Below are 20227 nucleotides of genomic sequence, written 5' to 3'. Positions count from 1 at the left end.
GGGCGGCATTCAAGAACGACACGGAAGGAGACCCCATGCATATCGCCTTCATCGGCCTCGGCAACATGGGCGCGCCCATGGCGCGCAACCTGCTCAAGGCCGGCCATACGCTGACCGTATTTGACCTGAACGCCGCGGCGGTGGCGTCGCTGTGCGCCGAGGGCGCCGCCACCGCGGATTCCGCCCGCAAGGCCGTGGCCGAAGCAGACTTTGTCATCACCATGCTGCCCGCCGCTGCCCATGTGCGCAGCGCCTACCTGGGCCCGGAAGGCGTGCTGGCCGGCGTGCGCCCGGGCGTGCCGCTGGTGGACTCCAGCACCATCGACCCCGCCACCGTGCGCGAACTGGCCGCTGCCGCCGAGGCGCACGGCAATGCGCTGGCCGATGCACCGGTCTCCGGCGGCACCGTTGGCGCCCAGGCCGGCACGCTGACCTTCATGGTCGGCGCCACCGAAGCGCTGTTCGCCCAGGTGCGCCCGGTGCTGGCCGGCATGGGGCGCAACCTGGTCCACTGCGGCGGCACCGGCACCGGCCAGGTCGCCAAGATCTGCAACAACCTGATCCTCGGCATCTCCATGATCGGCGTATCCGAGGCGATGGCGCTGGGCGTCAAGCTGGGCATCGACGCCAATGTGCTGGCCGGCATCGTCAATACCTCCACCGGCCGCTGCTGGGCCTCGGATACCTGCAACCCCTGGCCCGGCGTGATCGAGACCGCGCCGGCCGGGCGCGGCTACACCGGCGGCTTTGGCGCCGACCTGATGCTCAAGGACCTGGGCCTGGCCAACGACGCCGCGCGCAGCGTGAAGCAGCCGCTGTTCCTGGGCGCGCTGGCGCAGCAGGTCTACCAGGCCGTGAGCCATGCCGGCGACGGCCAGCTCGACTTCTCCGGCGTGATCCGCCAGTACCTGTCCGCCGCTGACAAGGAGTCCAAGCAATGATCGAGTTCGCCCTGCACGGCCACGTCGCCACGCTGACGCTGAGCCGCCCGCCCGCCAACGCCTTCACTGCGGAAGGCCTGCAGCAGTTGCGCGAGCTGGTGGCAAAGATCGACGCCAACCCCGAAGTGCGCGCCGTGGTGGTCACCGGTGCCGGCGAGAAGTTCTTCAGCGCCGGCGCCGACCTGAACGGCTTCGCCGAGGGCGACCGCGCCCATGCCCGCGTGATGGCGCAGCAGTTCGGCAGCGCCTTCGAGGCCCTGCAGAACGCGCGGCCCGTGGTGATCGCCGCGATCAACGGCTATGCCATGGGCGGCGGGCTGGAATGCGCACTGGCCTGCGATATCCGCATCGTCGAGGAACACGCGCAGATGGCCCTGCCTGAAGCCGCGGTCGGCCTGCTGCCGTGCGGCTGCGGCACGCAGACGCTGCCGTGGCTGGTCGGCGAAGGCTGGGCCAAGCGCATGATCCTGACCAACGAGCGCGTGGATGCCGCCACCGCGTTGCGCATCGGGCTGGTGGAAGAAGTCGTGCCGCGCGGCCAGGCCATCGCCACCGCGCTGGCGATGGCTGAGCGCGCCTGCAACGTGAGTCCCCGGGCCGCCGCGCACAGCAAGCGGCTGGTGCACCTGGCGCGCCAGGGCGTGCCACGCCAGGCCGCGCTGGCGCTGGAGCGCGAGCGCTTTGTCGACCTCTTCGACGATGCCGATCAGCGCGAAGGCGTCAACGCCTTCCTCGAGAAACGAACGCCGCAATGGCGCAACGCCTAGGAGCCCGCCATGCGCCTGACTGAAGAGACCAAGGCCGCCAACCTGGATGCCGCCGAGCCGGAGGTGCTGTTCCAGGTCGTCAACGGTGTCGGCATTGCCACGCTGAACCGGCCGCGCCAGCTCAATGCCCTGTCGTACCCGATGATCGTCGCGCTTGGTGCGCAGATGGAAGCCTGGGCGCGGGATGACGCCGTCCGCGCAGTGGTGCTGCGCGGCGCCGGCCCCAAGGCCTTCTGCGCCGGCGGCGACATCCGCGCGCTGACCGACAGCTACCGCGACGGCACCCCGCTGCACCGGCGCTTCTTCATCGACGAATACACGCTGGATTACCGCCTGCACCGCTATCCCAAGCCGCTGGTGGCGCTGATGGACGGCATTGTCATGGGCGGCGGCATGGGCCTGGCGCAGGCCGCGCACCTGCGCATCGTCACCGAACGCTCGCGCGTGGCCATGCCCGAAACCGGTATCGGCCTGGTGCCGGACGTGGGCGCCAGCCATTTCCTGTCGAAGCTGCCGGTGCAGCTGGCGCTGTACCTGGGACTGACCGGAGTCACCATCGGCGCGGCCGACGCGCTGCTGTGCGGGCTGGCCGATGCCGCGGTGGACTGCGAGACGCTGGCCGGGCTGGAGCAGACCCTCGCCGGCATCGCCTGGGGCCATGACGCGCTCGCTGACCTGCGCCATGCGCTGGTGCGCGAGCCGGTGGCCAGCGCCGCCGACGCGCCGCTGCTGCAGGTGCTGCCGGCGCTGCTGCAGCACTTCCCGGCGCATGCCACGCTGCCCGAGATCCTGGCCGGACTGGCCTGCCAGGACGACCCGGCCTACACCGCCTGGGCCACGCGCACCATCGACGTGCTGCGCACCCGCTCGCCGCTGTCCGCCTGCGCCACGCGCGAACTGCTGCTGCGCGGTCGCCGCATGGACCTGGCCGACTGCTTCCGCATGGAACTGGCGGTGGTGGTCAACACGTTCTCGCAGGGGGACTTCATCGAAGGCGTGCGCGCGCTGATCGTCGACAAGGACAACACGCCGCACTGGCGCATCGCCAGCTATGAAGCCGTCGATGACGTCGCCGTGCAGGCGCTGTTCCGGCCGTGGTGGGCACCGGGCGAACAGCCGCTGCCCCTGCCCGCCTGAGCGGATGCACCACCGTGAGCCTCGACGCGCTGCTGGCGCGCAGCCCCTGGGCGGCGGCACTGACCCCGGAGCAACGCCAGCGCGTGCGCGCCGAACTGCGTGAGCGCGCGGTGCCGCAAGGCGCCTATGTCATCCGCAAGGGCGACCTGGCCGACTGCTGGCTTGGCATCGCACAAGGCCTGGTCAAGGTGCATTGCGCATCGCCCTCGGGCAAGCGCGCGACGCTGACCGGCGTGCCGGCCGGTGGCTGGCTCGGTGAAGGCTCCCTGCTCAAGCGCGAGGCGCTGCGCTATGACGTAGTGGCCCTGCGCGATTCACGCATCGCCTGCATGCCGGGGGCGACGTTCCGCTGGCTGCAGGAGACCAGCCTTCCCTTCAACCGCTATCTGCTCGACCAGCTCAATGAAAGGCTGGGCCTGTTTATCGCCACCGTAGAGCATGAGCGGCTGCACGGCATCGAAGGACGCGTGGCGCGGGCGCTGGCTACGCTATTCCATCCCGTGCTATGCCCTTCCGGACCGGGCCCGGCGTTGCATCTGACGCAGGAAGAAGTCGGCCTGCTGGCGGGCATCTCGCGCCAGCGGGCTAATGCGGCGCTCAAGGTGCTGGAGGATGAAGGCTTGCTGGCGGTCAAGCACAGCGTGGTGCATGTGCTTGACCTGGAGGCGCTGCGCCGCTACTGAGCGCAGCGCTGGTTCATGCCTGCGCGGTTGATGCCGGCTTGACCAGCCCGTCGGCCCGGAACATCGCCTTGATGCCCCGCACCGCCTGCCGAATGCGCGATTCGTTCTCGATCAGGGCAAAGCGCACATACTCGTCGCCATAGTCGCCAAAGCCGATGCCCGGCGAGACCGATACCTTGGCCTTGGCCAGCAGCTGCTTGGAGAATTCCAGCGAGCCCAACGCGCGGTACGGCTCCGGAATCCGCGCCCAGATATACATCGACGCCTTCGGGATCTCCACCGGCCAGCCCGCTTCGATCAGCCCGCGCGCCAGCACGTCACGGCGCGACTGGTACTGCGCGGCGATCTCGCTCACGCATCGCTGGTCGCCCTCCAGCGCGGCAATGGCCGCGATCTGCAGCGGCGTGAAGGTGCCGTAGTCGTGATAGCTCTTGATGCGCGTCAGCGCAGCCACCAGGTCCGGGTTGCCCACCATGAAGCCCACGCGCCAGCCCGCCATGTTGTAGCTCTTGGACAGCGTGAAGAACTCCACCGCGATGTCCTTGGCACCCGGCACCTGCATGATCGATGGCGCCTTCCAGCCATCGAAGACGATGTCGGCATAGGCCAGGTCGTGCACCACGAAGATATCGTGCTTGCGTGCCAGCGCAATGACGCGCTCGAAGAAGTCCAGCTCCACGCATTGCGCGGTGGGGTTGGACGGAAAGCCCAGCACGATCATCTTCGGCTTGGGATAGCTGCCGCGGATGGCGCGCTCAAGCTCGGCAAAGAAATCAATGCCCGGCACCAGCGGCACCGAGCGGATATCCGCGCCGGCAATGACCGCGCCGTAGATATGGATGGGGTAGCTGGGATCGGGCACCAGCACCGTGTCGCCGCGGTCCAGCGTGGCCAGCATCAGGTGCGCCAGGCCTTCCTTGGATCCGATGGTGACAATGGCCTCGGTATCCGGGTCGATCTCCACGTCATAGCGTTCGCGGTACCAGTGCGCGATCGCGCGGCGCAGCCGCGGGATGCCCTTGGAGGCCGAGTAGCCGTGCGTATCGGGCCGCTGCGCCGCTTCCGTGAGCTTGGCCACGATATGCGCCGGCGTGGCGCCATCGGGGTTGCCCATGCTCATGTCGATGATGTCCTCGCCACGGCGGCGGGCGGCCATCTTCAGCTCGGCGGTGATATTGAAAACGTACGGGGGAAGGCGATCGATGCGCGCAAAGCGGCGCTTGCCAGAAGCGGCAGTCATGGAGGGAGTCCTTTACGTAAGCGCCCGGAACCGTCCGAGCGACGTCGGCAGCCTTTGTCTCGGCTGCCGGAGACTCATGTTAGCGGGGATGCGGCGATTGCACAACGACCATGTGAGACCAGGTACAAAAGATCAAAGCAGCTTGCCGCCCGGCGGCCGCGTCGGCCGGTCCGCCGGCAGGTTGCGCACGATGCAGTCCAGCGCGCGCGAATCGGACTTGCCGCCAAGCGCCGCGCTGACCGAATCCCGATACTGCGCCGGCGAGATGCGCTGGTAGTAGAGCCGCGAGGTCTGGTCCAGCCAGTAGACATAGTTGTCGTCGTCCCTGCCGCCACTGGTGCGCAGCCAGTCGCTGATATTGCTGGAGCCAACGATCATGTTGGGGCAAGCGGTCTGCAGCGAATCGAGATAGGCATTGAAGCCCTTGGCCTGGATATTGCGCACAGAGTCCGGCGCACAGGCCACCAGCAGCGCTGCGCAGGCGGAGGCAAGCGCGAAGCGCCGGCTGATCGTGAAGCGGCAAAGCATGGAGAAAGGCTGCACGGCAGGATCTCCCTGGCGGATGGCGATTGCGCTATCTTACCGGCACCCCGCCCGCTTCAGTCGTCCAGCGTCTCATGCACGGCAGAATCGCCACGCTTCCAGTAGGCCGACGCGCGGATGCGGCGCTTGTCGATGCCGCGTTCGCTGACCAGATACTGGCGCACAGCTTTCATCGCCGCCGCTTCACCAGCGGCCCACACATAGCCCTCGCCGCGCGGCAGCGTGAGCTTGCGTAGCGCCCCTTCCAGCAGGCTGCCTTCCAGCGCATCGCCACGATGCAGCCAATGCACATCGCATTGCACCTGCGTCGGCAGCGGAATCTGCGCCGTGGCATCGCCCACTTCCACCACCACGATGGCACGCGTATCAGCCCCAAGCTCTTCCAGACGCCGGGCGATTGCCGGCAGCGCGGTATCGTCGCCGATCAGCAGGTGCCAGTCGAACTCCGTGGGCACCACGAACGAGCCGCGCGGCCCGCCCACGCCCAGGTACTGGCTCGGCTGCGCCTGGGCCGCCCAGGTCGACGCGGGACCATCACCATGCAGCACGAACTCGATATCCAGCTCCTGCTTCGCCCCATCGTAGCGGCGCGGCGTGTAGTCGCGCGCGGCCGGCCGCGGCTGGCCTTCGGGGAAGGTGATGCCGTCAGCGGTGACCTGCGGCAGCACCGGCTTGTCTGCGCCATCCACCGGGAAGAAGACCTTGACATGGTCGTCGAACGACGCCGAGACAAAGTCCTGCAGATCAGCGCCGCCCAGCGTGACGCGCAGCAGCTGCGGTGACACCTGCGTGGTGCGCACCACCTGCAGCAGCCGCATCTTAAGAGGATGGCGCACGCGCTGCACAGTCAGGTCACGTGCGGAGGCTTGGTTGTTCTCACTCATCTTGGAATTCCTTGGGATCAAACCCGGCGCCTGCCGGGTCAGGTTGCCGATGGCCGCAGCCAGCGTCAGTGCCACGCGTCAGGCCTTGCGGACCGCTTCGATCTCAGCCGCCGCGCGCAGCAGGATCTCAGCGATGCGGCGCTGCTCATCGGCGCCCGCATCGCTGCGCAGCGCAATGGCACGCTTGATCGCGGCACGGGCCTGCATCAGCTCGGGCAGCCAGCCGCCCTGCTCCGGCTCGGGCTGCGGCTCGCCGCTCATGGCGCGCCGCATCCACTCCACCTTGCGCGCCACGTGGCGCAGCTTGGCGATCATCACCTCGACCCGATCACGATTGGCGGCCAGGTGGGCCTTGCCGGTCTCGGACAGCTGGTAGCGCTTCTTGTTGCCTTCCGTATCGACGGTGGCGTAGCCCACTTCTTCCAGGTAAGTCAGGGCCGGATAGACCACGCCGGGACTGGGCTTGTAGAAGCCGTTGGTACGGGTCTCGATCGCCTTGATCAGTTCGTAGCCGTGGCTCGGCTTCTCTTCGAGCATGGCTAGCAGCAGCAACTGGAGGTCATCGGCGCTGAACTTGCGGCCCCGGCGCCAGCCTTCGCCGTCGAAGCTGCCGGGACCATCGGGACCGCCCGGGCCGAAGCCGTCGTCATGCCCGCCGCCCCAGAAGCCGCCGCCGTGGCGGCCCATGGCGTGGTGGGCAAAGTGACGTTCGAAGTGCGGCACGAGGCGCGTCAGCAGGTGACGGCCGCGGCCTGAGAAGCCAAACGGGTGGGAATGATCGCGCATGACTACCTCCGCTATGTCGTAAAACATATCTTACGATATATATCGTAAGAGCTAATGTCAAGCACATCCCTGGCTTCCGCCAGCCGGTACGTGCCCTGCCGCACCAAGCCGGCTTGTAGAGCGGTCCCCCGCTTTCCAACATTCATTTAACGCCACGCTCGAAGAACAAGGCGAGAACAAGGCACAAGAAAAGCGAACCGGGAACGAGAGCAAGAGCGCGACAACAAGCTCCAAGAGAAGCATCAACCCGGTCCGCCAGAAGCCGCAACAACCGAGCTGGCACACCGGGGAACCATATGAACGCCATCAAACAGCGAAGGCTCGCGGCGGCCTGGATCGGTGCCATGATGCTGGGACCGTGGCACGCGGCGCACAGCGCCATGGAAGATGCGCTGCTTAGCGCCGAGCCGGTGGGGCCGGCACCGCAAGGTTATATGGTGGAAGGCGCCTATGACTTCAGCGGTCACTACCAGGGCGGCCATCTCCGGGCAGCCTACAAGTTCTCGCCGTCCTGGTCGCTGGAAGCAGGATACTGGCGCCGGCATATGAGTCACGGGCAGGACTCAGCGGACGTCGACAGTTGGCTGGCTGGCGTGAGCTATGGCCTGCTCACCAGCCCCGATGCGGGCCGCAAGCTCACACTGCGGCTGTCCGCCTGGGGCAACTATGCCGGCAGCCTGAGCAGGAGCGGATCCTCCAACGGCAAGAAGCTTGGGGACTTCACCGTCGCGCATCCGAACGACACGCAAGTGCAGGCAGACCTCATCTACACCGGCCAGCCATGGACCAACCACTTCCTGACGGGTTTTGTCAGCGCAGGCTATAGCTGGGTGCGAGCCGGCGATATACAGGGTACGTGGCGACAAGGCACATGCCAGTACAACGTAAGGGTCAGCGCGGACAACATGGCCATCGGCACGCTCGCAGCGCCATGCCGGATCGGACGCGCCACCATCACCAGTGCCAGCGTCCGCGTCAACGCGACCCAGTTCGGCCTGGACGCCGGGGATGGCTTTCATGACAGCAGCGCTTTCATCGGCGCCGGCGGCTCATGGCGGTGGCGTGTTGGCCGGATAAGCCTTCTGGCTGGCTACCATGCCCAGTACTTCCTGCGCGAACTGGATCAGCGCTACTCGGCCTATGGTGCACCGAAGGCCCAATTCAATCAGACGATTGCACTGCAGGCTTCCTATGCGGTCAACCGCTACCTTGACGTGTTCGTACGCGGGGAAGGCTCACAGAATAGCCTCTTCGGCTATGTGCCGATGCTCTACAACCCGGTTATGGCAAGGGGGCTGGGCCGATCAAATGGGCTGGTATCGATCGGGCTGCGTATCAACGGCTTCTAGGAATGGCCCCGCCAAGCCAGTTGCCCGCGGGGCCGGGTGGCCCGACAGCCGCGGCACCAAACCGCGGCCCGCGCAACATCAGTCACGCTGCAATGTCTGGCCCTGCAGCAAGGCCAGCTCACTCAACACCTGCGTCTCATGCGCCAGCCTGCCCGCCAGGGAAAGCAGGCTCTCCCTGGTCTCCTGGCTCAGAGCGCCCAGGTCCTCGCCCGAGGCGTCATGGTCGCTGGCCATCAACAGCAGGCCATAGAGTTCGGCCGCGCGTTCTGTCGCAAGGCTCAGCGGATTTTCACCCGGGCTGTGGGCGGTCACCAGCATGTCAGCACCGTTGTGTTCGGCTGTGATGCCGTGATGGCTATGGCTATACATGGCGCACCTCCGCATGCGTGGCTCGCGCGCGCTGATGCATTGTGCAGCTACTGGAAATTGCCAATCGCCCGGTATGGGCAAACAAAGACTGAAGCATGGAAACGCCCCCTTTTCATACAGGTTCAGTCCCGCGCCCCGGGTGCAAATCGGGGTGGGCGGGCGCAAGGCAGGGCTAGCGGACCGGGAAAAGGGAACCGGCGAGCCCGAGGGCTCCCCTGCCAGGGCCCGCCCATGGAAGGGGCGTGCGCAGGCACGGCGAACGTAAGAATACCGCCAGAAGGCGGCCGTTCGGCCTTTTCACTCGGGCCGCTAGACCCGATCGCTGCGATGGCAGCGACGAGCCTAGTATGCCGAGGGACAAGACCTGCTGGTATGGGCAAATTCGCAAAAGCGGCCGTAGGCAGCGCGGTATCGCGGTGTCTGTCGGCAACACCGCCCTGCGGACCCCATTGCCCGACCGGGCTCACCAGTTGCCAACTATTGGCGAATCGTCAGCACGCCACGGGCGCGGGGCCCGTGCGGTACGTCATTGCACGCGGCCGTAGTTGTCCTCAAAACGGACGATGTCGTCTTCGCCCAGGTAGGAACCGGATTGCACCTCGATGAGTTCAAGCGGAATCTTGCCCGGATTCTCCAGGCGGTGGGTCACGCCCAGCGGAATGTAGGTCGACTGGTTCTCGGACAGCAGCAAGACCTGGTCGCCATTGAAGACGCGCGCGGTGCCGCGCACGACGATCCAGTGCTCGGCGCGGTGGTGGTGCATCTGCAGGCTCAGCGATGAGTCTGGCTTTACGACGATACGCTTGACCTGGAAGCGGTCGCCTTGGTCAATGCCCTCGTAAGAACCCCACGGGCGGAACACTTTGCGGTGAGTAACCGATTCATGGCGGCCGGACTCGTTCAGCTGCTCGACAATCCTCTTCACATCCTGGGCGCGGTCGCGGTGCGCCACCAGCACGGCGTCGGCGGTTTCAACAACCACCAGGTTCTCAACGCCAACCAGCGCCACCATGCGGTGCTCGGCACGCACATAGCTATTGCTGACGTCCTCAGTCAGCACGTCACCTAGCAGCGCATTGCCCTGCTCGTCCGAAGCCTCGATTTCCGCCAGCGCCGTCCACGAGCCAATGTCATTCCAACCCAGGCCGGCTGCGGCCACCACTGCGGCTTGCTCGGTCTTTTCCATCACGGCGTAGTCGATGGAGATGCTCGGGCAGGCCGCAAAGGCTTGCGCATCGAGACGGATGAAATCTGCATCGCGCGTGGAGGCTTGCAAGGCCAATTCGGCCTGCTTCAGGATTTCCGGCTCATGGCGGCCGAGCTCCTCAAGGTAGGTGGCCGCCTTGAGCATGAACATGCCGCTGTTCCAGTAATAGTTGCCTTCCTTGAGGAAACCTTGCGCCGTGGCGCTGTCCGGCTTCTCGACAAAACGGTCCACCAGATATGCGCCATCACTGCCCAGACCGGCGCCGCTGCGAATGTAGCCATAACCCGTATGTGGTTCGGTGGGCTCGATACCGAAGGTCACGAGATAGTTGTCGCGCGCGATGGCTGCTGCGTCATTCGCCAATTTGGCGAACATGGCCTCGTTGGTGATGACGTGGTCCGATGGCAAGACCATCAGCAAGGCATCGTCAGACTGCTGACGCGCCAGCAAAGCTGCCACGGCAACTGCCGGCGCAGTATTGCGGCCTTTTGGCTCCAGCACGATCGAAGACGGCGCGATGTTGACGCTGCGCAGTTGCTCGGCGACAAGGAAGCGCTGTTCGGCGTTGGTAATGACGATAGGCGATGCCACATTGCGCACGCCGTTAAGGCGCAACGCCGTCTGCTGGACCAGCGTATTCTCGCCAGTGAGTTTCAGGTATTGCTTGGGATAGCCGCCGCGCGACATTGGCCAAAGGCGGGTACCATTGCCGCCACAGAGAATTACGGGGTAAATGTTCATGACAACTCCCGAAGAGAGAAATAGTTGTTATTGATTTGAATTCAATGCTTCTAGGCAACAGCACCGCGCTGGCGTTGCCAAGCCCATATTCCATACTTCACAGCATTCCGGCTCCAGCGCCAGATCTTCCGAGGCCAGCGCATCGGGTCTTTCGCAATACGAACCAGTGGTCGGCTAGCAGTCTTACCCAGTAGATTCACCACGGCCTCGGGTGTCGTGAACATTTGCATGCGCCAATCCCAATACACCGGATAACGAAGCAAAGTTCCTGCTACCAACATATCCAGCGTCAGACCGCGTTCGCGCCAGGGCTGTTCAAGCTCATCGGTCGTCAGTCCCCAACCTGCATAGAACGGCAAGCCGTATGTGAACACCTGTTTGCCCCGCAGTAGGGCATCGAAACCTGCCAGCGACGACAGCACGTGGACTTCATCGGCCCGATCTATCAACGACAGTACGTCAGCGTCAGCATCCACAACATCGGCAAGCCGCTGGGCGTGGACCAGGCCATTTCGGTTGCCCGACAGGACATCGGGGTGAGGCTTGTAGACGATGAAAGCATCGGGATTGCGCTGGCGCACGGCTTCCAGCAGCACCTCAGCAGTGCCGATTGCGCCGGTGCCGAAACGAATGGAAGCATCATCGGCTACCTGGCCCGCTACCAAAAGCACCTGCCGATTTGCCGGCGCCAGCCAGCGCGGCGCGCGGCGTCCGAGGTTGTACTTGGTCACGCCGAGGCGGCATACCAGTATGCGCAGCGCCGCCGCGCGCTTCAGTTCAGCCTCGTCGAAGCAAGCCTGATTCAGGATATTTGTCAGTTCGCTCGGGCGTCGCGCATCAAAATACAGGCCATGCCGATCCAGCACCTGACTTTGCGGCGCATTCATGTCTGAGCCCAGTCCGTCGGAATGGAAGAATCCATCTTCCATGCGCAAGACCGGTGTGCCGACGGGAATGTCATCCGCACTCTTGCCGCCCCATACCACAACCCGCTCACCCGGCATGATCTGTTCGGGTGCATCTGTCCAGCGCAACTGACCGCCGCCCGCACCAAGGAAAGGCGTTGCTAATGGCCGCTTCCAGATCTGGAAGCGTAGGCCTGCCAACTGGCCGCAATCCGCAAAGCGTGCACGCACACCGCGCTGTAGTTCGATGCAGTCAAGCAAGCGCTGCAACGTGCCGACACCTTGAGTTTCCGGATCCAGATAGTGTGCGAGCCGCAAGTAGACCGCTTCAAATAGTGCAGCGAGTGTGGGCCGCGCGCGACGTTCCGGCATAGGTAAGTCGTCGACTGTCAGCCCCCAACCCGCATAGAAGGGGCGACCGAATACGCGCACCGGCACCCCGGCCAGCATTGCTTGCATGCCCTCCGGGGCGCTGACTGTATATATATGGTCGACATGTGACAGCGCCGCGAAAAAGCTGAATCCGCGAGAAATTTCCCTCGTGTCTGCCGGCATCTTCAGTCCGCCCGACAACAAGCCGCCGTGACCCACATCTACAGGCCAGATCCAGAACTCAGCGTCAGAATGCTCAGACTGGACCGCCTGCACCATTCGCTCGCATGCGCCACGCGCTCCCGATAGTCCCCGCCGCTGATCAATCAGCAATACGCGCGGCTTGCTCGAGGCTCCCAGTAGTTCCGGCGGCGGCGCAGGATTTGCATCGCGCGCAAGGTCAGCCCGGACCGCGACCAGTCGCCGCATCAATTGAGGCAGCTCCGGGGCGGTTCCCAATCGATCATCACTACTTACGATGGCGTGCACCGCCTGCGCCAGCAGGTCATCCATGTCCCCTTGGCCGCGAACAGCGAACCAGGACAGCGTGGGCTCGCCAGTTTTGCGTGGCGACCACACAGGGCCATGAAGCAACGCAGGTGAGTTGGGGGCAAATATGTACCTCAAGCGGTGTGCAATTCGCCCTACCCTCCGTTCGGACCAAATGCCATCCGTCGCGCCACCGGTGGACGTAAACGTTTCGCCGAGCCTCGTAACGCCGCCCAGATCAGCAGCGGGCTGCGGTACAGACCCGGCAAACTCGCCCAACGTTGCCACCTACGCCAATTCCTCAATGAATTTGTCGACCACCTCGAAGTGCTCCTGCCACGTAGGCTCGCGAAACCCTTCAATTCGAATCAATTGGTCGGCGCGCAGCGAGCTGGCTGGCTGCGAGTACTCCAGGATGCGAGAAATCCAACCCGGGCCATCAAGCGGATCGAGGTAATCCGGAACATTCCCGGCGATTTCATGAAACACGGGCAGATCGCTGGCAATGACGGGCACCCGCATGGCCAATGCCTCGGCCAACGGCATGCCGTAGCCTTCAACAAAGGACGGAAACAGCAGCGCTTGCGAATGATGCAGGTAGTTATAGAGGCGTTCGTCCGAGCAATCGGCCTCTTCAATCAGAGCCCCACGTAGCGCGGAACACCGCTCCAGCATGTCCACAACGTTTTCACACTCCCACCCACGACGACCGATGACGACGAGCATCGGTGCGCGATCCCCCAGCATCTCCACAAGCCGACGCCAGACGTGAAGCATGAACCAGTGGTTTTTGCGCGGCTCGATGGTTCCTAACATGACGAAGTAAGGGCGGCCAATAGGGCGGGCGCCCGATACGTCACCTTTCCTGGTTATGCCGGAGGCCAGCGGCGCGACCACAGTTTTAGGGAGCATCCATCCGGAGCTCTGCGACGTTTCGGTCAACGAGTCGAGTGTGAAGCGGGAATTGGCAATCACGCCGGCAGCATGATTCAGTGCCACGCGCATCCGTTCATGATGGAGTTCACGCACACCAGGGCGGCAATACTCCGCGTGAGTGAGCGGTATCAAATCATGCAACATGAAGATCGTGCGGATATTCCGCCTTGCCAGCGATTGAAAATATCTGCCAAATTCCAGCCCCGAATGGCTGGTGTGGAGCAGTACGCCGCGATCGAATCGTTCACGTCGCAAGGCACGAAGGGTAGCACGCACCATCAGAAGCTTGGCATCCCTCGAATGGGTGGCGTCTTGATTCAGCAACAGGTCAAACGCATGTGCCGATTCATCTTCTGTCAGTACCACGTAAAATCCACGCTCGCTCAAAACGGCGCGCGCCCGGGAAGCATAGTGTCGGATATAGGCAAGGCCGACGCGATCGACGCCTGTTGGCAGCGTCCGCTTGGCCAGCCTATCCAAAAGCCGCGTGATGTCCAGGAATATCGGGAGCACAGGATTGTTATGCCCGCGTGAATGCGCGAGTACCGAATGTGAAAATATGCCAACGAAACTTGTCGAAAGATCGCTGAATGGCCGCGTATTCTAGCTGCGGGCGTGCGATACTTGCAAAGTTTTGCTCAGCCTCAACCACTCTTCCAGAATGCGCAGCCTGTCCGCCTTGTTGGTGGCCGTGTCAACCATCAGCACGGTCAGCCTTACCGCTTGTTCCTCCATTCCCTCCTCCGGCCCGACCAGATCGCAAGTTACAGACTCCTCGGTCGAAGCCTCCGTTACGGCCGGGATCCAGATCGTAGAGGTCACCGAAGAGGTAGCCCAGCGGCTTCTGGCCGAACGTCAGGCCACTGATTTTGCCCGTTCCCTAGGCAACGGTTCCCAATTCCAGCAACAACTCGGCGTGGGGGACACCATTGAGGTCTCAGTCTGGGAGGCGCCGCCGGCCACGCTGTTTGGGGCCGCAGGAATGGATCCGCGCGCTGCGCCCACAAGCGCCCGAGTCACCGTTCTGCCTGAACAGATGGTTAGCGGTGACGGTTATATCAACATGCCCTTTGCCGGCCAGATCAAGGCTGCCGGACGTACCACCACGCAACTGGAAAAGGACATCGTCACTGCCCTCAAGGGCAAAGCCAACCAGCCCCAGGTGCTGGTGCGGCTGTCGAAGAATGTCACCTCCTATGTCACCGTGGTTGGCGACGTAGCCTCCAGTACACGCATGCAACTGACGGCGCGCGGCGAACGGCTGCTAGACGCAGTAGCCAGCGCTGGGGGCGTGCGCCAGCCAGTGGACAAGATGACCATCCAGGTCACCCGCGGCAGCGCGGTTCAGGCCCTGCCTCTGCAAACCATCATCCGCGACCCAAGACAGAACGTGCCGCTGCGCGCCGGTGACGTAGTGACCGCGCTGTATCAGCCGCTCAGTTTCACCGCACTGGGCGCCACGGGCAAGAACCAAGAAGTCAACTTCGAGGCTCAGGGGATTACGCTGGCCCAGGCCATCGCCCGCGCCGGCGGCCTGGAGGATTCTCGCTCGGACGCGCAAGGTGTATTCATCTTCCGCTTCGAGAATGCCAACGCCCTCCCCTGGCCGCGACAACCGGTACGTACCACACAAAACGGCAAGGTACCGGTGGTCTACCGCATCAACCTTAAGGACCCCGGGAGCTTCTTTGTGGCGCAAACTTTCGTGATGGATAACAAGGATCTCCTTTACGTATCGAACGCACCAATAGCCGAGCTTCAGAAATTCCTGAATGTCGTATTTTCGGTAGCTTACCCAGTGGTGAGCACCGTTAACACCTTCAAGTAACAGCCAAAACAAAATGCCACGCCCCTGTTTGTCACGTTCGTAGGCTTTTCGAAAGCCCCATATTTGAGCTTAATGAAGCTTCTCAAAGGCTAGGCGCACGCAGGTGATATAAATCGTTGGCAACAGATTGAAGTGATATATATCACCACCTAAATCAGGGACAAAAATTCAAATGTTTGAAAACACTAAAATCATCGTAACAGGTGCTACCGGAATGTTGGGAAAATCCACTGCCGACCTGTTACGAACGGTGGAGGGTGCGACTGTCTACGCACCGTCGAGGACCGAACTGAACCTTGAGGACCGACTGGCCGTACGAAACTATTTTGAGGCCACGAAACCCGATTACGTCTTCCACTATGCGGCGCGTGTTCACGGCCTTGGGGGAAATCTGCGGTATCCCCTCGAGGCGCTATCTACGAATACTGTGATCAATGATGCTGTTCTCGCCGCAAGTTCGATCGAATCAGTAAAGAAGGTGTTCTTTGCCGGCACCGTCGCAGCATACGGCTACCCCTATGCTGCAATGCCCCTCATTGAAGAAAATGCCTTTACTGGCACCCCACATCATGGCGAGTTTGGCTACGCCATGGCCAAACGACACGCCCTCTCATATCTGGAGTTGCTTGCGGAGAAATATCGCAAGGATTTTGTCTACGGAATCTTCACAAATCTGTATGGCCCTCACGATAGGTTCAATGCCACCTCGGGACACGTCATCCCATCTCTTATTATGAAGATGTATGCGGCGATTCAGAATCGCACGCCATTTCACGTCTGGGGACACCCTGAAACAACAAGAGATTTCTTATTTTCGATGGATGCAGCGCGCGCAGCCATTAGTCTAATGAAGAACGGTAGCGGCATAGTAAATATCGCATCGGGCAAGGAAACGACTATGGGCCATATCGTCTCCACACTCACTGCGCTAAGTCAGTTTGACGGTGAAATCCAATGGGATTCAGCCAAGCCCGTCGGCATTCCTCGCCGATATTGCGATATCTCCAGACTAAACGAGCATGGATTTAAACCCGTTCACACAATTGAAAGCGGCCTGAAAGAAACATTAGACTGGTACTTCGACAACGTCGAAAGTGGAACAACTATTCGCGATTAATTAACACACCCAGAGAATTACGAATGCAAAATCGCTTTAGAGATTTTATTTATCGCTGTTATGAAGTACTTTTGGGCAGGCTTCCAGATTCAGGTGGCTTGATATCCCACAGCCAACGGCTCGAACGAGGTACATCACACCTGGAAGTAGTCCTGGGTATCATGGGGTCAGAAGAGTTCGCAAGACGCCCTTTCGGTTGGTCGGAGCGCCTTCATGCAATTCATTCGCTGCTTGGCGATGAATTGATCAAGAATAAGCTTTACCCCAATATTGTTGAAGTACTCGCCACCGGAAGGCACGTCTTTTCCAAACTCAGTGAATACGGCAATATCAAGCCGATGCGTACCGCGGTTACCGGAGCCACGGTAGCTCGATTTACGTCGTTTAAGGATGGCATCGGTATTTTTTTTGAACTCACGAAGTCTGGTAGGACTGTACATGATCTCCAGGAACTGAACTCTTCCCTCGAGTTTCGACTCGGGTCCAAGAGATTGGTTGCCAGCCAATCAATGGGGCGTTTTCTCGTAAATATCGACCAGCCCTGGACGACAATCTCAGTTCATTCCAGTTCGAGCGGGCAACAACTTACGAAGATTCTGAGATCATCCCTTCAGGTCAGGTCCCTCCCAAATGCACGAAGCATTAGCATTAGCGGCCGATTTGATCCGTCGACCGGAATCGGGCTTCATGCGTCCGCTTTCCTACATCATCTGGACGGAAACTATAACGTGTCGTTCATCGATGCGCGCCCTGAGGATAGCCGCTGGGACAAAGCTCCAGCATCGCTGAAGAGCCAGGTCATCACGCTGGCAGAGTGCGAAAACGTTGATATTGCTATTTATACCGACGTCTTCGCGAACCACTACAACGACAACAATCATCTAAAACTTCCTAAGGCTGCAATTAAAATTGCCTACGTCGTCTTCGATTCCACCCGCCTTCCGGGTTGGTGGGTTGATCGGATTAACGAGCATTTTGATGCAGTTGCCACGCCGTCTGCGTGGGGGAAAAAGATGATTGAAAGCTCTGGCGTTGCGATCCCGGTCTTCCATCTGCCACTTTCTATCGATTTGAAGAGATTTACTGAAAGCCCCGCAAATACAGCAGAAAACAGAAAATTTCGGTTCGGTTGCATTGCAAGTTATAGCAAGCGTAAGAATATTCTACAGCTTGTTCGCTGCTTTAATACCTGCTTCCAAGGGCGCGATGACGTTGAACTCGTAGTTCATACACCTCTTGACTTCGGTGGCGGCTATCGCGAAGTTGCAGACTACGTCGAACAGAATGGTGCAGAGAATATAACATTGTCGCAGCTCGCCTTGGACGACAGTAAGTATCTGTCCCTCATGAACTCGTTTGATGTATTCGCTCTGATTTCAAAGGGTGAGTGCTATTCAATCACCCCACGGCAAGCTATGGCACTTGGGAAACCTGCGATTATTTCTGCAGGACATGCCCATGATGAGCTCATTGAAAGTGGAAAATTTATTTCAATTCCAGTTGCCGGATATGAGCCAGCCCTATACGAAGCATTCGACGGGCAATATATCGGACTTCAAACGACATATGATGACCGTGATGTCTGCGCCGCGCTGAATGAAGCGTACTTCAACTACATCAAACACGCACAAGGTGAAAAAGAGCGACGTGAATTCTCGCAAAAGTTCGATCATAGCGCGTTAGGAGAATTTTATCGAACCATTGTGTCGCCAAAGAACATTTTTCTGTCAGATGAAGATGTGCTTTATAAGGATCGCATCTGCACATCGTCTCGCGCCCTGTTCAAGAAGTATCAAACACTTGCGAAGGCTGAAAAGCAGCTGAATTCCTATCAGCACGGAAATCAAAAGATCATTATCCCGGCTCATGATGGAGGTTTCTTCTCTGTCTTTAATACGTTTCTCTCCCACTTTGCATGGAACTGGGGCAGGACAGACGTCGCCGCAATTATTCCTGACTGGCGAATCAGCACGATCTCGGAATATAGAAAGATCGAAAAGCCGATGAGCTTCTGCTATGGCACGCATACTGATGGAAACATCTTCACGAAGCTATTCTATCCTTTGAGCGATGTGCCCGTTAATGAGGCCGACTACAGCAATGAGGATTTCCTCCGAAAAGATGTCATTTTCTACGATGACTTTAATGAGCGGAATGAGCCGAATCTTACCTACATTCACGCCTATAAGCTTTATAAGCAAAAGGATTTCTCGGACTGGCGTCGTTGGTACCATGGCTTCTATAAGAAGCACTTTAAGCTACGGGATACAATTCAGACTGAGATCGATTCATTTTCGGATGTACATTTTAATGGGCAATTTGTCATCGGCGTCCATATTAAGCACCCGTCACATTCAATCGAACAACATGATGGACTAATGCCGGGTGTTTCGGAATTTGCTCGCAAGATCCTTGATTACGTGTCCAAAAATAGATTGGTCGATTACAAGATATTCGTTGCCACCGACCAAGAGGCCGTCATTGATTATATGAAGGCCATCTTCGGCGAGCGTCTTATCGCTCGTAACGGAGTCACGCGCACAACTAGCACAGATGATCAGCGTTATAAATCGCTTGCTCAGTCGGAGCAACTTCGTGAGGGCCATCAGATCCAGAACCTCATTGCCGCCGATCCTAGCAAGTGGTCGCTTAACATGGCCAAGGAGGTCATTGTTGACGCCCACCTTCTGGCACGATGCAACGCCTTTATTCATGTGACCAGCAATGTTGCTACCGCAGTAAGTTTCATTAATCCTGCAGTGGAAATGATCTACTGCGAATAATAAATCTTCCGGCGAACGCCAAGACTCTAGATCCCGCCGTAACAGCATTAGCTGTCCGGCGGGTTTCCGAGAGAATCGGCACCCCAAAGAAGTTCAAGTATCAGGAATATTTCAAATGTTGAACGCAATCATTACGGGAATTACAGGTCAGGACGGGGCGTACTTGGCAAAACTGCTCTTGAACAAGGGCTACAACGTTTATGGTACTTATCGCCGCAGCAGTTCCGTTAACTTCTGGCGACTCAACGAGCTCGGAGTGTTGGGCCACGGAAATCTCCATCTTGTTGAGTATGATCTTACTGACCTGGCATCCAGCATTCGGTTGGTGAAGGATACTAAGCCACGCGAAGTGTATAATCTTGCCGCACAAAGCTTCGTCGGCGTCTCCTTTGATCAGCCAGTCACCACTGCTCAAATTACTGGGCTCGGCGTTCTTAATCTGCTGGAAGCCATCCGGCTCGTTGATCCCACAATCAAATTCTATCAAGCTAGCACTTCCGAGATGTTTGGCATGGTTCAGGAAGTGCCCCAAACCGAAAGGACTCCGTTCTATCCTCGAAGTCCCTACGCGGTGGCAAAGCTTTATGCCCATTGGATGACTGTGAATTATCGCGAGAGCTACGGTATCTTCGCGGTGAGTGGAATTCTTTTCAATCACGAATCCCCTCTGCGAGGCCGCGAGTTTGTCACGCGCAAGGTCACCGACTCGATCGCCAAGATCCGCCTCGGCATGCTTGATGCCCTGGAATTGGGGAACCTTGATGCAAAGCGGGACTGGGGCTACGCGGAAGAGTACGTTGACGGCATGTACCGGATGCTTCAAGCTCCGGTGGCTGATACGTACGTCTTGGCGACCAATCGCACCGAAACTGTTCGTGATTTCGTTACGATGACAGCTCGGGCAGCTGATTTCGACCTAGCCTGGGAAGGTAGCAATGAAAATGAGATTGGCCGCGATCGAAAAACTGGAAAGGTTATTGTCTCGATAAATCCAAAATTCTATCGTCCTGCCGAAGTAGATCTACTTATTGGCGATCCAGAGAAGGCATATACTGATCTCGATTGGCAACCCAAAACCACATTGGAGAAACTGTCTACAATGATGGTCGAAAGTGATTTGCGCAGAAATAAGGCAGGTTTCTCGTTTTAA

Annotated in this window: 17 protein-coding genes; 9 read left to right on the top strand and 8 right to left on the bottom strand. The window is 60.1% G+C overall.

What is annotated here, in order from left to right; all coding sequences use genetic code 11:
* Positions 1-35: 35 nt before the first annotated feature.
* From mmsB to AC3WRR_RS11490, 4 genes are read left to right on the top strand one after another with little or no spacing between them, the layout of a single operon-like run.
* Positions 36-941 carry a 3-hydroxyisobutyrate dehydrogenase gene (gene mmsB / locus AC3WRR_RS11505; protein WP_492297035.1) on the top strand — a complete coding sequence of 302 codons (906 nt, stop codon included), beginning with the start codon at positions 36-38 and terminating at the stop codon, positions 939-941.
* On the top strand, positions 938-1708 hold the full coding sequence (locus AC3WRR_RS11500; protein WP_010814118.1) for an enoyl-CoA hydratase: 771 nt from the start codon (positions 938-940) through the stop codon (positions 1706-1708). Before mmsB ends, AC3WRR_RS11500 begins: the two co-directional genes overlap by 4 nt.
* A 9-nt stretch (positions 1709-1717) precedes the next feature.
* Positions 1718-2845, top strand: coding sequence for an enoyl-CoA hydratase/isomerase family protein (locus AC3WRR_RS11495; RefSeq protein WP_492297033.1), 1128 nt, complete (start codon positions 1718-1720; stop codon positions 2843-2845).
* Between the two features lie 14 nt (positions 2846-2859).
* A complete protein-coding gene (locus AC3WRR_RS11490; RefSeq protein WP_011617068.1) occupies positions 2860-3528 on the top strand; it encodes a Crp/Fnr family transcriptional regulator in 669 nt (222 codons plus the stop codon).
* A 13-nt stretch (positions 3529-3541) separates the two neighbouring features.
* Here the strand turns inward: AC3WRR_RS11490 and alaC are convergent, their stop codons facing one another.
* The 4 genes from alaC to AC3WRR_RS11470 all read right to left on the bottom strand — a co-directional run bounded on the left by alaC (position 3542) and on the right by AC3WRR_RS11470 (position 6981).
* Positions 3542-4768, bottom strand: coding sequence for an alanine transaminase (gene alaC / locus AC3WRR_RS11485; protein WP_010814115.1), 1227 nt, complete (start codon positions 4766-4768; stop codon positions 3542-3544).
* 132 nt (positions 4769-4900) lie between these two features.
* The gene (locus tag AC3WRR_RS11480) at positions 4901-5296 is read right to left on the bottom strand and encodes a hypothetical protein (RefSeq protein WP_492297077.1); all 396 of its coding nucleotides are present in this window, start codon (positions 5294-5296) and stop codon (positions 4901-4903) included.
* Positions 5297-5367: 71 nt separating this feature from the next.
* Positions 5368-6195, bottom strand: coding sequence for a siderophore-interacting protein (locus tag AC3WRR_RS11475; RefSeq protein ID WP_492297031.1), 828 nt, complete (start codon positions 6193-6195; stop codon positions 5368-5370).
* A gap of 78 nt (positions 6196-6273) precedes the next feature.
* The gene (locus AC3WRR_RS11470; protein WP_492297030.1) at positions 6274-6981 is read right to left on the bottom strand and encodes a PadR family transcriptional regulator; all 708 of its coding nucleotides are present in this window, start codon (positions 6979-6981) and stop codon (positions 6274-6276) included.
* Between the two features lie 296 nt (positions 6982-7277).
* On the opposite strand from AC3WRR_RS11470, the gene AC3WRR_RS11465 reads away from it, so the two are divergent.
* Positions 7278-8330: a hypothetical protein gene (locus AC3WRR_RS11465; RefSeq protein ID WP_492297028.1), complete on the top strand. Its 1053-nt coding sequence runs from the start codon at positions 7278-7280 to the stop codon at positions 8328-8330.
* 78 nt (positions 8331-8408) lie between these two features.
* Here the strand turns inward: AC3WRR_RS11465 and AC3WRR_RS11460 are convergent, their stop codons facing one another.
* The 4 genes from AC3WRR_RS11460 to AC3WRR_RS11445 all read right to left on the bottom strand — a co-directional run bounded on the left by AC3WRR_RS11460 (position 8409) and on the right by AC3WRR_RS11445 (position 13862).
* Positions 8409-8699 (bottom strand): hypothetical protein, encoded by a 291-nt coding sequence (locus AC3WRR_RS11460; RefSeq protein ID WP_492297026.1) that lies wholly within the window; start codon positions 8697-8699, stop codon positions 8409-8411.
* 526 nt (positions 8700-9225) lie between these two features.
* Positions 9226-10647, bottom strand: coding sequence for a mannose-1-phosphate guanylyltransferase/mannose-6-phosphate isomerase (locus tag AC3WRR_RS11455; RefSeq protein WP_492297025.1), 1422 nt, complete (start codon positions 10645-10647; stop codon positions 9226-9228).
* A gap of 50 nt (positions 10648-10697) precedes the next feature.
* Positions 10698-12701: a capsular polysaccharide export protein, LipB/KpsS family gene (locus AC3WRR_RS11450; RefSeq protein WP_492297023.1), complete on the bottom strand. Its 2004-nt coding sequence runs from the start codon at positions 12699-12701 to the stop codon at positions 10698-10700.
* Positions 12702-13862 carry a glycosyltransferase family 4 protein gene (locus AC3WRR_RS11445; protein WP_492297021.1) on the bottom strand — a complete coding sequence of 387 codons (1161 nt, stop codon included), beginning with the start codon at positions 13860-13862 and terminating at the stop codon, positions 12702-12704.
* 148 nt (positions 13863-14010) lie between these two features.
* Between AC3WRR_RS11445 and AC3WRR_RS11440 the strand changes: the two genes are divergently transcribed.
* The 4 genes from AC3WRR_RS11440 (at position 14011) to gmd (ending at position 20227) form a co-directional block, all read left to right on the top strand.
* A complete protein-coding gene (locus tag AC3WRR_RS11440) occupies positions 14011-15177 on the top strand; it encodes a polysaccharide biosynthesis/export family protein (protein ID WP_492297019.1) in 1167 nt (388 codons plus the stop codon).
* Positions 15178-15349: 172 nt separating this feature from the next.
* Positions 15350-16294, top strand: coding sequence for an NAD-dependent epimerase/dehydratase family protein (locus tag AC3WRR_RS11435; protein WP_492297017.1), 945 nt, complete (start codon positions 15350-15352; stop codon positions 16292-16294).
* A gap of 23 nt (positions 16295-16317) precedes the next feature.
* Entirely contained in the window at positions 16318-19077 is a 2760-nt protein-coding gene (locus AC3WRR_RS11430) for a DUF4214 domain-containing protein (protein ID WP_492297015.1), read from the top strand.
* A 115-nt stretch (positions 19078-19192) separates the two neighbouring features.
* Positions 19193-20227, top strand: coding sequence for a GDP-mannose 4,6-dehydratase (gene gmd, locus AC3WRR_RS11425; protein WP_492297013.1), 1035 nt, complete (start codon positions 19193-19195; stop codon positions 20225-20227).

The sequence above is a fragment of the Cupriavidus sp. FW305-3-2-15-C-LB2 genome, from assembly GCF_058787575.1.
The sequence above is the reverse complement of the archived record's forward strand: the minus strand, read 5'-3'. Positions and strand labels throughout refer to the sequence as shown.

Coding starts and splice junctions, on each gene's coding strand:
- AC3WRR_RS11460 (WP_492297026.1), bottom strand. CDS start 8,699: ATGTATAGCCATAGCCATCACGGCATCACAGCCGAACACAACGGTGCT.
- gmd (WP_492297013.1), top strand. CDS start 19,193: ATGTTGAACGCAATCATTACGGGAATTACAGGTCAGGACGGGGCGTAC.
- AC3WRR_RS11500 (WP_010814118.1), top strand. CDS start 938: ATGATCGAGTTCGCCCTGCACGGCCACGTCGCCACGCTGACGCTGAGC.
- AC3WRR_RS11480 (WP_492297077.1), bottom strand. CDS start 5,296: ATGCTTTGCCGCTTCACGATCAGCCGGCGCTTCGCGCTTGCCTCCGCC.
- AC3WRR_RS11455 (WP_492297025.1), bottom strand. CDS start 10,647: ATGAACATTTACCCCGTAATTCTCTGTGGCGGCAATGGTACCCGCCTT.
- mmsB (WP_492297035.1), top strand. CDS start 36: ATGCATATCGCCTTCATCGGCCTCGGCAACATGGGCGCGCCCATGGCG.
- AC3WRR_RS11495 (WP_492297033.1), top strand. CDS start 1,718: ATGCGCCTGACTGAAGAGACCAAGGCCGCCAACCTGGATGCCGCCGAG.
- AC3WRR_RS11440 (WP_492297019.1), top strand. CDS start 14,011: ATGCGCAGCCTGTCCGCCTTGTTGGTGGCCGTGTCAACCATCAGCACG.
- AC3WRR_RS11470 (WP_492297030.1), bottom strand. CDS start 6,981: ATGCGCGATCATTCCCACCCGTTTGGCTTCTCAGGCCGCGGCCGTCAC.
- AC3WRR_RS11475 (WP_492297031.1), bottom strand. CDS start 6,195: ATGAGTGAGAACAACCAAGCCTCCGCACGTGACCTGACTGTGCAGCGC.
- AC3WRR_RS11430 (WP_492297015.1), top strand. CDS start 16,318: ATGCAAAATCGCTTTAGAGATTTTATTTATCGCTGTTATGAAGTACTT.
- alaC (WP_010814115.1), bottom strand. CDS start 4,768: ATGACTGCCGCTTCTGGCAAGCGCCGCTTTGCGCGCATCGATCGCCTT.
- AC3WRR_RS11465 (WP_492297028.1), top strand. CDS start 7,278: ATGAACGCCATCAAACAGCGAAGGCTCGCGGCGGCCTGGATCGGTGCC.
- AC3WRR_RS11435 (WP_492297017.1), top strand. CDS start 15,350: ATGTTTGAAAACACTAAAATCATCGTAACAGGTGCTACCGGAATGTTG.